Source organism: Singulisphaera rosea, from assembly GCF_054877945.1.
In genome coordinates this window covers 594,698-608,707 of record NZ_JBTYIP020000003.1, presented here as the reverse complement: position 1 = coordinate 608,707, position 14,010 = coordinate 594,698, and the positions used below count along the sequence as shown (strand labels likewise).

Annotated in this window: 11 protein-coding genes and 1 pseudogene; 8 read left to right on the top strand and 4 right to left on the bottom strand. The window is 64.4% G+C overall.

Annotated elements, in window-relative coordinates; genetic code table 11:
• Positions 1-12: 12 nt before the first annotated feature.
• A complete protein-coding gene (locus ACYOEI_RS08700) occupies positions 13-1,470 on the bottom strand; it encodes a DUF1501 domain-containing protein (protein ID WP_462849011.1) in 1,458 nt (485 codons plus the stop codon).
• Positions 1,471-1,736: 266 nt separating this feature from the next.
• Between ACYOEI_RS08700 and ACYOEI_RS08695 the strand changes: the two genes are divergently transcribed.
• The 3 genes from ACYOEI_RS08695 (at position 1,737) to ACYOEI_RS08685 (ending at position 4,772) form a co-directional block, all read left to right on the top strand.
• Positions 1,737-2,840 (top strand): zinc-binding metallopeptidase family protein, encoded by a 1,104-nt coding sequence (locus ACYOEI_RS08695; RefSeq protein WP_462849009.1) that lies wholly within the window; start codon positions 1,737-1,739, stop codon positions 2,838-2,840.
• 175 nt (positions 2,841-3,015) lie between these two features.
• Positions 3,016-3,771, top strand: coding sequence for a hypothetical protein (locus ACYOEI_RS08690; protein ID WP_462849008.1), 756 nt, complete (start codon positions 3,016-3,018; stop codon positions 3,769-3,771).
• A complete protein-coding gene (locus ACYOEI_RS08685; protein WP_462849007.1) occupies positions 3,771-4,772 on the top strand; it encodes a DUF1559 domain-containing protein in 1,002 nt (333 codons plus the stop codon). The genes ACYOEI_RS08690 and ACYOEI_RS08685 overlap by 1 nt, the downstream gene beginning before the upstream one ends.
• A 159-nt stretch (positions 4,773-4,931) precedes the next feature.
• Here ACYOEI_RS08685 and msrA read toward each other — a convergent pair whose 3' ends face one another.
• Positions 4,932-5,402: a peptide-methionine (S)-S-oxide reductase MsrA gene (gene msrA / locus ACYOEI_RS08680; protein WP_462849006.1), complete on the bottom strand. Its 471-nt coding sequence runs from the start codon at positions 5,400-5,402 to the stop codon at positions 4,932-4,934.
• 201 nt (positions 5,403-5,603) lie between these two features.
• Positions 5,604-6,440 carry a DUF2934 domain-containing protein gene (locus tag ACYOEI_RS08675; RefSeq protein WP_462849005.1) on the bottom strand — a complete coding sequence of 279 codons (837 nt, stop codon included), beginning with the start codon at positions 6,438-6,440 and terminating at the stop codon, positions 5,604-5,606.
• Between the two features lie 809 nt (positions 6,441-7,249).
• Here ACYOEI_RS08675 and ACYOEI_RS08670 point away from each other — a divergent pair.
• Together ACYOEI_RS08670 and ACYOEI_RS08665 are read left to right on the top strand one after the other, a co-directional pair.
• Positions 7,250-8,329, top strand: coding sequence for a WD40/YVTN/BNR-like repeat-containing protein (locus ACYOEI_RS08670; protein WP_462849004.1), 1,080 nt, complete (start codon positions 7,250-7,252; stop codon positions 8,327-8,329).
• A 297-nt stretch (positions 8,330-8,626) separates the two neighbouring features.
• Positions 8,627-9,142, top strand: coding sequence for a hypothetical protein (locus ACYOEI_RS08665; RefSeq protein WP_462849003.1), 516 nt, complete (start codon positions 8,627-8,629; stop codon positions 9,140-9,142).
• A 282-nt stretch (positions 9,143-9,424) separates the two neighbouring features.
• Here ACYOEI_RS08665 and budA read toward each other — a convergent pair whose 3' ends face one another.
• Positions 9,425-10,240: an acetolactate decarboxylase gene (gene budA / locus ACYOEI_RS08660; RefSeq protein WP_462849002.1), complete on the bottom strand. Its 816-nt coding sequence runs from the start codon at positions 10,238-10,240 to the stop codon at positions 9,425-9,427.
• A gap of 277 nt (positions 10,241-10,517) precedes the next feature.
• On the opposite strand from budA, the gene ACYOEI_RS08655 reads away from it, so the two are divergent.
• From ACYOEI_RS08655 to ACYOEI_RS08645, 3 genes and pseudogenes are all read left to right on the top strand, one after another.
• Complete coding sequence (locus ACYOEI_RS08655; RefSeq protein WP_462849001.1) at positions 10,518-11,618, top strand: AIM24 family protein; 1,101 nt, start codon at positions 10,518-10,520, stop codon at positions 11,616-11,618.
• A 140-nt stretch (positions 11,619-11,758) separates the two neighbouring features.
• Entirely contained in the window at positions 11,759-13,828 is a 2,070-nt protein-coding gene (locus ACYOEI_RS08650; RefSeq protein WP_462849000.1) for a sigma factor, read from the top strand.
• Positions 13,813-14,007, top strand: a pseudogene (locus tag ACYOEI_RS08645) (carboxypeptidase-like regulatory domain-containing protein); the annotation flags it as partial. The gene ACYOEI_RS08650 and the pseudogene ACYOEI_RS08645, both read left to right, overlap by 16 nt.
• Positions 14,008-14,010: the final 3 nt, after the last annotated feature.

Sequence of the window (14,010 nt, the reverse complement as noted above, 5' to 3'; positions counted from 1 at the left end):
CGCACCTGGTTTTCAGAAAAGCTCGGCGATCGGGGAGCCGTCTTCGATGATGAATCGAGGGCGGCCGGTGCCGTCCTGGTAGGTGGTGTCGAGGGGGACGCCCATGTGTTGATAGATGGTCGCGGCGAGGTCGCCGGGGGTGACGGGGCGTTCCTTGATGTGGCCGCCGTCCCGCTCGGTTGCGCCGATGACCTGGCCGTGGCGCAGGCCGCCGCCGGCGAGGAGCATCGACATGACGACGGCCCAATGGTCTCGGCCGTCGGTGCTGCCTTGGGTCCCCATCACGGGGGTCCGGCCGAACTCTCCCATGGCGATGACGAGGACGTCGTCGATGAGCCCGCGCTCCTCCAGGTCGGAGACGAGCGTGGTGAAGAGGTGGTCGAACAGGGGCAAGAGGGGCTTGAGACCTCGGCTGATCCCGCCGTAAGGGGGGATGTTGTCGCCGTGGTTGTCCCAGGTGCCGGAGGCCGAGTGATAGCTGAGGTCGAGCGTGACGAAGGCGACACCCGCCTCGACCAATCGCCGGGCCAGGAGCGCCTGCTGGCACCAGAGGTGTTTGCCGTAGCGTTCTCGGGTCCGCTCCGGCTCCCGGGCGATGTCGAACGCCTCCTTGGCTCGCGTGCCGACGAGCAAGTCGACGGCCTCCTGTTCGTTCCGGCCCATGGTCTCGAGGACCGCGTTCCGGTCGAGCCGGCGCCGGAGTTCGTCCAGGTCGGCGAGGAGGGCCCGGCGGTCGTGGAGACGCTCGTGGGTCAGCCCTTTGGGGAGGTGGAAGAAGTCGCCTCCGCTGGTGCGGCCGGTGTCGACGCCGACGTCCGTGTAGACGGGTAAGCGGGTCGCGCCGTTGGCGAGGAAGGGGTCGAACCGCTGGCCGAGGTAGCCGGCGTGGGCGACGTGCGACCTCGAGACGTGGAAGGCGACATAAGGCGGAATACCCGGCTGGTTCGGGCCATGATGCTTGGCGACGATCGAGCCGATGGCCGGGTACATGTCGCCGGTCGGGGTCAGGCGAGGCTCGGCCAGGAGATTGGCCGTCTGGAAGACCTGGTTCGGCTCGTGGTTGCTGAAGCGGGCGTCGACCGAGCGGATCACCGTGAACCGATCGAGCATCGCCGCCTGCTTCGGGAGATGCTCGCAGAACTGGACGCCGGGGAGTCGCGTGGGGATCACCCCGAACGGACCTCGGTTCAGCAACGGGCGGTCGGGCTTCGGGTCCCAGGTGTCGATGTGACTGGGGCCTCCGGTCATCCAGAGCAGGATCACCGCCTTGTTCCCGGCGATGGGTCGTCCGGCTTCGGATGCCTCCGACCGCTTTCTCAGCAGCGCGGGGAGTGTCAGGCCGGCGAACCCGGCCATGCCGGCCTTGAGCATGTTCCGCCGGCTGGAGACGACGAGCCCTTCGCGGTCCAACGGGTTGAGCCATCCAAAGGCGTGCCCGTCTCCATGTCCTCGTCGATCATGATCGGCCATATGTGGTCGTCCTGGTCGTGCGTCACGCTCTCCCGGGCGTGGGGGGGGAACCACGTGGACCTTCATGATACTCGAATCCGATGAGCCTCGTCGACCGCGAGCCGGACCTCCCTCGGTCGAGGTCGACATCTCGAGGCCTCGGCTAACCCTCGCACCGGGCGTTGCGTTTCGAGGCAGGCCTTCTCTTCAGGGGGCAATGCCGCGGCGTCGGCACGGATTATGCGGAATTCCCCGCCATTCCGTTATTGTGGGTCGAGGACCGGGTGATGAAGATCTTCCATTGCGGGCATTGCGATCAGCTCGTCTTTTTCGAGAACACGTCTTGCGTCAATTGTGGGCACGTTCTTGCGTATTTGCCCGATCAAACGGGCATGGGGACGCTCGAACCGGCCGGTGACGACCTCTGGAGGTCGATCGCGCCGGAGTCGAACGAACGGACGTACCGGCTCTGCCAGAACTATCGAGAGGAGAACGCCTGCAACTGGGCCATCCTCGAAGACGACCCCAACACGTATTGCCAGTCGTGCCGATTGACGAAGACGATCCCCGACCTCAGCCGGCCGCACGACCGGGAAGGTTGGTTGCGCCTGGAGGCCGCCAAGCGTCGGTTGATCTACAGCCTGCTCAGCCTCGGGTTGCCCCTGGTGGGCAAGGCCGAGGACCCCTTGGGCGGGTTGACGTTCGAGTTCCTCGCCGATCCCGACCCGGGCACTCCGGGCGCGGCGCCGATCTTGACCGGGCACGAGAACGGGTCGATCACGATCAACGTGGCCGAGGCCGACGACGCCGAACGCGAGAAACGCCGGCTCCTGATGCACGAGCCGTATCGGACCATCCTCGGCCACTTCCGACATGAGATCGGCCACTACTACTGGGACAGGCTGATCCGGGATACCGACCGCCTCGACGGTTTCCGCGAGCTGTTCGGCGACGAGCGCCAGGACTACGGCCAGGCCCTCCAACGCCACCATCAGGAGGGAGCCCCGGCCGACTGGGCGGCCTCGTTCGTCTCGGCGTACGCGAGTGCTCATCCCTGGGAAGACTGGGCCGAGACCTGGGCGCACTACCTGCACATGACCGACACCCTGGAGACCGCAATCGCCTGCGGGCTCTCGCTCCGGCCGAAGCGCTCAGGCGAGCCGGCCCTGAAGCCGAATATCGAAGTCATCGGCCCCCGTCCCCCGGCCTTCGACGAATTGGTCGACCGCTGGCTCCCGCTCACTTATGCCTTGAACAACCTGAACCGAGGGATGGGCTTGGCGGATGCCTATCCGTTTGTCTTGTCTCCGCCAGCACTCGAGAAACTCCGGTTCGTGCACGAGGTCGTCACCAACTCGATGGCGGCCGGGTCGGCCGTCGCCGTGGCGTGAGCCCGAGGTGATCATTGATCGCGAGGGAAATCGCGTGGTTCAATAGGAGGAACCTCGATTCGCCGAGTTGCGGAAACGGTCGCCAGGCCCCGAACCGTGGGCCTGGCGGCTCACATGGTGCGAGGGCCGATCGTCGTGGATCGGTTGATCGGAACATCCCGCAGGACGAAGCACGATGGTACGTCTCGTCCGTCCGGCCCTCATCGGACTCCTTGCCGTCCTGATGCACCCGAAGCGTGCGCCGGCGGGGATGCCCGCGTTGACCCTGGCCGATATCCCGGAAGCGGTCCAATCCTTGAGGAGGCTCAGGGTCTCGGAAGTCGCGCGACAGCGACTCGAAGTCCTCTCCTTCTTCCTGCTGGGCTTCCTGATCTGCGTCGGGGTCGTCCAGATTGTCTGGAATTCGCTCCGGCGCGATTTTCCCGTACTCCCTCGACTGTCCTACTCGAGGGCCCTCGGGATTGTCGTGTTGTGGGGACTCCTCTTCGTCCTGGTGCTCACCATGATCTCGGGCGCCAGGGAGTTGATGACACCCGGCGCCTGGGTGAAAACCGGCTTCACGTATCGACTGGCCGACCAGCCGAATCCGCCGATCGAAATGGTGATCCACGCCCGGGTCCAGCGGCTTGAACATGTCCGGGATCGCTTGTTCCAGGCGGCGAAGGAGCACGGAGGGGTCTTCCCGACTCCGGCGGAGTTCGCCCGCAACTTCGACTCGACCTCGAGGGTCCCGGCGACCGGAGGTGAAGTCTACATGTATCGGGGCGGCCGGTTGCAGGATGAGGAGCCGAGCGGGCGGGGACCCTTGGTGCTGCTCTATGAGCCCGCAGCCGTCGGATCCGACCGCCTGGTCCTCTTCGACAACGGCACGATCCGGTGGCTATCCGCGTCGGCGCTCGAGCGCCACTTGAAGAAGGGCTCCCAACCGTGATGAACCGGTTGCTGGTGACGGCCGGTGCCCTCTTCGCCTGCTACGCCGGGCTGATGTTGCTCGTCCGTCTGGGAGTACCGGCGTACGACGTGTTGTGGTACCTCGGTCTTGGCTGGTGGCCTTACCTGGCGGAGGTCCGGCCTCGGGTGAAGATCGCGTGGGACGGGGTGGCTACGGGGGCCGTCTGCCTGGCCCTCTTCGTCCTGGGAATGCACCGATTCCTGAGTTGGCTCTCCCGAGAAATCCAGGTGGCGGCCGGCCGGCCGCATCGGCCCTGGTTGCCACGTTGGACGATCTCCCTCGTGACGTTGATCGTCGTCATGTTCGTCCTGGGAATCTCGGTGACGGGGATCGTCCACCAGACGGGCTGGCTCATCGCGTCGAGGAAAGGATTCCTCGAGAGAAAGACGGTCTTTCCGCGAGATTTCGTGGGAGAGAGTGCCGGCTTCAATCTCCGCCGGATCGGAGACGCCCTGCGCGAGTCCTCAAGTCAAATTTCAGTTCTCATCGTCGAACGTGATGCTCGCGGTCGGATGCTCCACAGTTGGCAGAAGGAAATCCTGGGAGGGATGTATTTCTACCCCGGCGAGATCCACGACGACCTACCCTGGGACCATCCCGAAAACTCGGCCTATTTCAAGGGAATCGTTCCCGCCTACCTCAGCCCGGAAATTGGGGTGATCCGGAGTTCCGAGGGTTATGCGCTCAGCCACTTCGCGGGGAATTCCCACCTCCTTGACGGCAAACATCCTCAGGCTCGATGGGATTCGAAGGGACAGAACACGATCGTTGCGGGTGAGGTGGGCGAGGGGTTCAAACCCTGGGGCGACCCGTCCAACCTCCGGGACCCGAGCCTGGGGATCAATCAAGTTGCCGGCGGATTCGGCGGCCCTTCGGGGCTTGGGGCGAACTTCCTCTTTCAGGACGGTTCCGTCCGATTCCTGCGGAACACAACCGCACCTGAGGTTCTCCGGCGGTTGGGCGATCCTGAATCCCAATAATATGTTCTTGTCAGGCTTTCGGTAATCGCGTCGCCTGGGCGGCTGGTTTGTCCGGAAACGGTCTGTCGCTCACGATCCGAGAGCTCGGCCTCAAACGGCGTCGAGGCGGGGCGCCGGAGTCGGCGCCCCGCCTCGGTCATCGAGCCATGCCGGCCCGCGTCAATGCGAGCAGCTCGGTCGGCCACGCTTCATGAGGTACTGCTGGTGGTAGTCCTCGGCGCGATAGAAGGTCGACGCCGGGGTGATCTCGGTGACGATCGGGCGACGGAACCGGCCTTCGGCGAGGAGGCGGGCCCGGGAGGCTTCGGCAGCGCCCTTCTGGCCGTTGTCGTGGTAGAAGATCGCCGAGCGGTACTGCGGGCCGACGTCGGGGCCTTGGCGGTGGAAGGTCGTCGGGTCGTGGGCCTTCCAGAAGACGTCGAGGAGTTGATCATACGAGATCTTGAGCGGGTCGAACTCGACCTCGACGACTTCGGCATGGCCGGTCGTACCGGTGCAGACGTCCTCGTACGTCGGATTCTCGAGCTCCCCGCCGAGGTATCCGACCGCCGTGCTGGTGACCCCGTCGAGCTTCCGGAACGCCTCTTCGACCCCCCAGAAGCAACCGGCGCCAAATGTGGCCTTCCTCATCGAGGTTGTCCTTTCCTTTGAACGAGTCGCGACCGATCGGTCCCCTCTCTCCTATTTGTACGCTCGGGCCGGTCCTCCGGGCAATCCTCGGGAACGTTCGACGAACGAACGCGACCACCTTCGCATTGCGAATGCGAAGGTGGTCGTGGTGGGAGCGTGGTCGGTCGGCAAGCCCTGCCGACCGGGGTACGGACCTTCCGATCAGCGGGCGAACACGGGGGCGCGTCGGTCGGATGTTGCGAGGGGGACGGAGACCCAGGCGACCGGCTCGCCGGGGAGCTCGAGGGCCGTCGGGGCGCAGAGCTTGGGGATGATCAGGGTCTCGCCATCGAGATCCTCGTCGCTCATGCAGAGGGGGACGGGGATCTGCACGACGACGTCGGAGGTCCCCAGGAACAGGAGCATGTAGGGCATCGGGGCGTCGTCTTCGACCTTCCTCGCGAGGGCGACCCAGGGGTGCGAGAAGGTCACGCTGGAGACGTGGAGGAAGCCGTCGTGGGCCTCGAACAGGTTGACGTCGAAGTCATGGTCGGGGTTGCCGACCCACTCGATCGCCGACTCGAACGTCGGGAGCTCTCGGCGGGGCATGAGCGTGAGCGCCGTCTTCGCGAGCGCCTTCAGGGCCGCGACGGAGAGTGGATGCCTCGACCCCCAGCGGTTCGACCGAGATGACCGGAGGAACTCGACGAGCCCCGGGTCGACCTCTTCCTCGAAGAGCGAGCGGCATTCCTCGCATGTTTCGGCGGAGAAGAGGCTCGTGTTGCCGATCGCTTCGGGCAACGCGAGGGCGTTGTCCGAGAAGTTGGCGGAGGGCTTGGCGCGTTCGCAGAAGCGACAAACCGGCCGCTTCCTGTCGCCAACGACCTGCCTGGCGAGGCCCGACAGGCCGTAATGCGCCACGACCTCGTAATTCATCGAAAAGAGGAGGTCTTGCTCCGAGGCGAACCAGTCGCCATGGTGCTCACCGTGGGAATAGCCCCTGCGCTCCCAGCGATGGTACGCCGCCCGCTCGATCTGATCGAAGGTTGGGAAGGCCATAATTCTGCCGCCTCTAAGAGAAAGCGCCGAGGGACGCGTGGCGGAGAGCCTCCAAGCTCGCCGTCGAAGTCCGATCCACGGGACCGATCCCGTCCCGGATCGGCCCTCGGCGGCCACACCCGTTGTCATTCGGCCGATCGAGGTCGCTCGGGCCAAAGAATCCCGCCAGGAATCGCCCGACAACACGGCAACCGCCGCTCGAGTCGGAAGTCACGGCTCGGGACGGAGATATGTTCCTGTTGTGATTGTTGCTCCGGTTGCCGGCGACCCTGCCGATTGGAGGGATTTGGCCTGCCCGTTGTGGTCGAGAATTTTCGGGATGACCGTCGCAAATCGCGTGGATTTGCGGTGGAGTTGAGTTGGTGAACGGTCCTGTTCGTCGAAATGACTTGGTGTACAAAATCGAAGTGTCCGCCCACGGACTCGTGTGGCCTCACAACACGACGCGAGATCCCTGGGCTTGTTGCATGAGGGGATATGGCCTTTTGGATACTGGTGGACGGAGTGTTCTTCGACATCCTGGGTCCTCGGAAGACGAGAAGGGCTTGGTCCTCCACGACCTCATGCTCTCCACCTGGACGTTCCGCTCGGACGACGGCGAGGCAACTCCACCACGTCAAAGTTGAACGCAATGTGTGGAATCGCGAGCGATGCAATCGCAGTCCATTTATGTTCATCAGAAAATTATTTGGGTGAAGCTTCCGGGGAGCAGGGCTGGTGATCGAGTCGAGTGACCTCCGCGGTGGTGGTGTCGCTGAATGAAATCAAAAATCGTTACAATTTGATAGTTTGTTGGATAAGGAGCGTTTATGCCTTTGGCTGTGCGCGAGGCTTGGTTTTGGGGAGTCTTCGTGCTGGTCGCTCAACTTGGGGTTATCCCGCCCGCAGGGGCCCAATGGGCTGTCTCGCATGCGGTGACGGACGTGCGGTTGCGGGGCCTCGGGGTGGTCGACGCGGACACCGTCTGGGCGAGCGGGGGCCGAGGGACATTTCTCAGGACCGTGGATGGAGGACTCCACTGGACGACCGAGGTCGTGCCCGGGGCCTCATCTCTCGACTTCCGCGACCTCCACGCGTGGGACTCCGACAACGCTTGCCTCCTCTCGATCGGACCGGGTGAGTCGTCGAGGATCTACCGCACCGACGACGGTGGGAAGCGTTGGAGTCTGTCGTACAAGAACACGGATCCGAAGGGGTTCCTCGATGCCCTCGCGTTCTGGGACGAGGAGCACGGGCTCGCCCTGGGCGACCCAGTGGACGGTCGATTCACGATCCTGGCGACCGACGACGGGGGCAAGTCGTGGCAGTGTCTCTCTTCCGAAGGGGTCCCGCCGGCGTTGCCTGGCGAAGGGGCGTTCGCCGCGAGTGGTACATGCCTGGTCGTCGGGGGTCGACAACTCGCGTGGTTCGCCACGGGCGGGGCGGCGGTCTCGAGGGTGTTTCGATCCACGGATCGTGGGCGGCATTGGTCGGTCCATGAGACGCCGATCCAGGCAGGATCGCCTTCTTCGGGGATCTTCTCGCTCGCCTTCCGGGATCCCGAAAACGGCGTGGCGGTTGGGGGCGATTACAAACAACCCGAAAACTCCGGACGGTTCGTGGCCCGGACTTCGGACGGGGGCAAGACCTGGATCCTGCCGACGAATGCACATCCGCGCGGCTATCGATCGGCCGTCGCGTATCTCCCGGCTTCCCATCCACCGACGCTCGTCGCCGTCGGCCCCACCGGGGCCGACCTGTCGGCGGATGACGGCGCGTCGTGGACACCGTTCGGAAAGATCGGCTTCGACTCCATCGGGTTCTCGCCCGCAGGCGACGCCGGGTGGGCTAGCGGAGAACTCGGCGCCATCGCCAAACTCACTCGAGACGCATCGGGGCTTGCGAAGTAATTTTTCGTCAGGATTTCCACCGCCGTCGCATTGATCGTTCGGCGGAGGGGTGGAGGGCTTCCCCCGTGCGGCGTCCCCGGCCTCGCGACCGTTGCCGCGAAGCCCACGGCCCGTTGTTTTGTTTCGGCAATGTATTGATCCGAGAAAGTTCGGATCCGTCGATGAATAAACTCGGCCGTGTTGATGTTACCGTTGTTGGTGAAATTGTGGTGGACAGGGGGATTGTAATTGTCCTCTTGTCGTGTGCTACACTAGAGACATGTCGTGCCGACAGTGTCCGATTGTTGGAGAAACCTCGTGGCAGCCGATAGCGAAAACCGACCGAGCAAGACCGACTTCCTCAAGGAGTTCCTCCAGAGGAACCCGAAGGCCAACCCGAAAATCGTGAATGAGGCCTGGGAACTCGCCGGACACGACGGCGCGATCAGCGGCACCCTGGTGCACAAGATCCGGGCCGAGCTGGGCTTCGCGGGCAACCTGCGAGCCCGGAGCAAGTCGAGCACGCGTGGCCGCGTGCCGGCCGCGACGGTGACCCCGGCCCCGATCGTTCGACGTCGGGGCCCCCGCCCCGGAGCCAAGGCCGCGGCGGCCGCGGCGGCCGCGGCCGCCGCCCTCGAGCGTTCCAACGGCACGCACCAAGCGGCCACGACCGAGCGGGCCGCCCCTTCGCGTAATCGCGATCGCCTCCTCCAGGAGGTCGAGGGCGAGATCGACAGCCTGATCTTCAAGCTGATGGGCGTCGGTGGGCTCGACGAAGTCGAGAACGCCCTGCGTCGAGTCCGCCGGATCGTGGTCCGAAGCCACGAGGCCTGAGTGTCAACCCGCCGATTCCCCCTCTCGGCGGCGATTTTCACTCCGTCCGCGGGAGCGAAAGACGATCCGCAGATGACGCAGATTGGCACAGAGGAAAACGGTCATTTTTGCGATCCTCGCTGTGCCAATCTGCCTCATCTGCGGACAAATCAGCCTTTTCCTGCTGGTGATCCATCCTCGGCTGCTTTAAGCCCGATGTCGGATCGCTGGATTCGATCGAGATCACCGGGCTCGACGATGGATTAAGGATTGGGCCGAGGCCTCGGGTTTCCGAGCCCCGGTTTACTTCACTCCGGGTGTTCCCGGTTGAGCTGCCCCGCGCGGCCGTTCCACCCGTTCGAGCTCCTTCTCGAGATTCTTGCCGAGGTCTTTCCCCTTCATTTCGGCCGAGTTATCGAGCTCGATGAGCCACGACTGGCAGAGGTCGTATTGCGCCTTGCCGGATTCGACCACGCAGTCCATCACGTGTCCCCCGAACTTCCGGTCGTCGCTCAGGAAGTGCCAGTGATAACCGGGGACGTTCAACCCGGTCACCCACTTCGGGCAGCGGAAGCCCACCAGGGTCCCCGAGACGTCGCGCTTCGTCCACACCGACTGCCGTTTCGTCACCTCCGCGAGCGGCTCGTAAGGGGGCTCCTGACGAGGGACGCTCCGCATGACGAGTTTCGAGAATCGGCCGTCGACCCGGATGGCATAGAACGAATTCTCCAGGCCCGTCGCCCGATCCATCCGCGAATCCAACTCGTCCAGGCTCTTTACCCCGTCGCACGTGACCGTACCGTCGACGTCGAATGGCGTCACGACCGCGAATGGGGTCTTCAAGGCGCCGTCGACTTCGCGGATCTGGCCATCCGACCTGGCCTGGTAGACCTTGCCGCCGAAGAGGATCATCTCACCATCGAGGTGGTCGAAAGTCCCCAGTCCGATGTCACCATAACGTAACAACTCCTTGGAACTCACACCTCCCTCGTAGCGGCCGAGCATCAGGGCATTGATGACCGAAATCTGGGTCAGACGATCGCGATCCGCGGGCTGGGTGCCACATGAGGACAACACGAACCCGAGAAGCGACAGGGAAGCCAGGCAGGAACGTCTCATGATTCTCTCGACATTGAAGCCGCGGACAGCCCCGAGCATAATAATCGTCGGGTTGGGGCGAAGACTATCATGAATAGGCTGGGGGATGTGATAGGGGAGGATTTTCTGGCCACGGATTGGACACGGATGGAATACGAATAAACGATTAAATGGATAATGAAATCCTTAAAATCGCGGTGTTTTGGTTTTATTCTTCGATCTTATCCGTGTTTCATCCGTCTTCAATTCGCGGCTAGAAAGCAGCCAAACTTCCAAGGTCCGAGGCCAGGAGACCACGATGGCCGCCGAGTGGTATTTCAAGCGGATGGGCACGGAGCACGGGCCGTTGGAGGCGTCCGAGTTGGTGAGGCACGCCGTCGACGGGAAGATCGGTCCGGATACCCAGGTGAGGAAGGGTGGAGGGGCGTGGGTGGCGGCTGCGCAGGTCCCGGGGTTGCTGGACCGTTTACCTCAGGGGCGGCCGTCGACGGCCTGGGATGAGCCCCCGACCGTGTTCGACGAGGTGGATAGCGTAGGCAACGCACCGACGCGGCCTTCGATGCCGATGCCGCCGGCGCTCGGCAAGTGCGAGGTGATCGACGCGGCGGAAGCCGAGAATGACGGCTTCCGGGTCGAGATCCTTGCGTATTCCCACCTCGGCGGCGCCCGAGATTACCAGACGGCGGCCACGGTGTACTTCGCGAACCAGGCGGGGATCCGGCTCAAACAGGTCCGGATCACACTCCGCGAGTCGGAAGCCCTCGTCGAGTCGGGCGCCTTGAACTTCATGCTCGGCCACATCAAGTTGGAGAGCAAGATCGGGGGCGTCTCGGGCCTTGGCAAGGCCATGATGAACAAGTTCCTCACCAAGGAAGCGGCGGTCATGCCCCGATATCGGGGGACCGGCCAGGTCTACCTCGAGCCTTCGTTCAGCCACTTCTTGATCTACCGGCTGAACGGTGAAGAAATGATCACCGACAAGGGGATGTTCTACTGCGGCCAGGGGGCCCTGGATGTCGGCGCGGTGATGCAGCAGAACGTCTCCTCCGCACTTTTCGGCGGCGAGGGGCTGTTCCAGACCCGGATCAAGGGTTCCGGGATCTGCGTCCTCGAGTCCCCCGTGCCGGCCGACGAGGTGCTCCGGGTCGACCTCAAGGACGAGACGTTGCAGGTCGACGGTAACTTCGCCCTGATGCGCACGGGCCGCATCGATTTCTCGGTGGAGAAGTCGACGAAAGGCCTCCTGGGGACGCTCACAAGCGGCGAAGGGCTGCTCCAGACCTTCCGCGGCACCGGCTCGGTCTGGCTCGCCCCGACTCAGGCGGTCTACCGGAACCTCCAGGCCGGCGGCGTCGGATCACTGGCCTCCGCCCCGAGGTCCTCGAACACCGCGACTTGACCGGGTGCTGACCTGCCGGCGGGGCCGAGGGTCTCCCCTGCCCCGCCCGCCGCGATCTCTTGAAAAAGTTGTATCAACCCGCGCCAACCTCCTCTCAGCTATCGTGGACGTACGATGGTTCATGGGGGAGAGCCGGGCCGATGACGAGCACGCGACATGGGGACGTCCTTCGGGGACTGCAGACCCTCTTCACCTCGGGCACGACGTCGGGGCTGACCGACTCCCAACTCCTCCAGCGGTTCGTCACCGGTCATGACGACGAGGCGTTCGCCGCCCTGGTCGTGCGCCACGGCCCGACGGTCTTCGCCGTTTGCCGAGGAGTCCTACGAGACCCTCATGACGCGGAAGACGCATTCCAGGCGACCTTCCTGATCCTCGTCCGGAAAGCTCGAACGATCCGTACCGGCGAATCGGCCGGTGCCTGGCTCCACCGGGTCGCGCAACGAGTGGCGGTGCAAGCCAACATCGAGGCCGGTCGGAGGGTCTTGCACGAGCGGCAGGCGGCCGACCTGGAGGCCCGGGAGTTCGGCCGAGAGGGGCCTTGGGATGATCTTCTCCCCCGCCTCCACGAGGAGATCGGACGTCTGCCCGAGAAGTACCGCGCCCCGATCGTGCTCTGCGACCTCGGCTCCCTGACACGGGATCAGGCGGCGGGCCAACTGGGCTGGCCGCCCGGTACGGTGGCGGGGCGTCTGGCTCGTGGTCGGGACCTGCTGCGGGCTCGCCTGGTTCGCCGAGGTGTGGCTCCGGCGTGCGTGGCGATCGGGATGACCTACGCCGCGAAGGCCGCGCGAGCGAGCGTCCCTCCCGCCTGGGAGTCGAAGGCGGTGGAGGTGGCCTCTCGAATCGGTGCGAATACGATGACTTCAGGCGGGACCGTCTCCGCCGTGGTGTGGACCCTCGCGGAAGCGACCTCGAAGGCATCCGTCCGCACTCGATTCTTCCGAGTTGTCCCCGTCAGTCTGGCGTGCGGGGTCGTCGCGTTGGTCGGCCTGGTGGCGGCGTTGGCACTCTCCGGCCCTGATCCCAAGCCGGCCTTGAAGCTTGCCGGGACCGTCGTCGACCTCGACGACCGTCCCGCTCCGGGTGTGGAGTTGATCCTTGCCGAAGGGGCATTCCCTGCCGTGGCGGCCCCGAGTGTAGTACGCAGGAACTTCGAGTCGGAAGTGATCGCACCGCCGACGATCTTGCAGCAGGGGCGGAGTGATGCGAAGGGTGCCTTCGACTTCGCGTTGCTCGCGAACGGGACGGAGGACTCGTTCCACTGGAAACCGTTCTCGCTCTGGGCCTATCGCCCGGGTTCGGGGTTGGCCTTGCGGTCGATACCGGAAGGCTGGCCTCCCGCGGGCATCCCCATCAGCATCAAGCTCGGGCGATCGGCCTCGATCGTGTATCGAGTGGTCGGCCCCGGCGGTCAGCCCGTCGCGGGTGCGTCGCTGACACCTGCCGTGTTGCGCGGTAAGCCAGTACCCAGGACGCTCGCCGAGAAGTTCGCGGCAAAAACCGACGGCGAGGGCCGGGCGGTGCTCATCGCCGACGTCCCCGGCGATCTGGAGAGCCTCCGCGTCGTCACGGAGTCGTTCGGTACGCAACTCCTCAAGGCGCAAAACACGGATGCCGGAGGACTCCGGACGTTGACGCTGAGTCCCGTTGGATCGGTCGAGGGGCGGATCGACGCCGAGGACCCGGCCGCGGTCAAAGCCGTTCCGGTCCGGCTGCGAACCGCCCTCGACCTCGGAGTTGAAGGGAATGACGTCGGCGGTGTGGCGGAGGTCTTGACCGACGACCAGGGCCGATTCACTGTGCCCGCGATCGCCAGGGGGATGCTCAGCGTCGCGTTCAAGCCTCACCCCGATCTCCCGTATCGAGGCCGGTTTACCAACCATCCACCAATCGAGGTCGGAAGGACGACTCGCATTGCGTTCTCCTTGAAGCAGGCCGCGCACGTGCGGGGAGTGGTTCGCGAGAGGGATACCGGCGTGCCGCTCGTGGGGGCGCGGGTGATGATCGAGAGCAACTACGATATCCCTTTTGCCGTCACGGACGCGCAAGGGCGTTTTTCCGCGTACGCCCTACCAGGGGCGATCACTCCCAGGATCATTGCATTCGGACCTACCAATATCGATATCCAGCCTCAGGAAACACGGAACAGATCCCCGAAGGCACTCTCGAGTTCACATTCAAGCCCGTGGAAATGCCGAGAGGATTGACAATCGAAGGTGTTGTCATCGATTCGGCAGGGCTTCCGGTCCCGGGGGCCGTGGTCCATGCGTCCTTGTATCAAAACCAACGGGAACGGTCCGTCCTGGCTGATCGTGATGGAGCCTTTCAAATCGAGGGCGTCGAGCCCGAGACGGAGGTCATCCTCTCGGCCCAGCACGACGAATTGAGG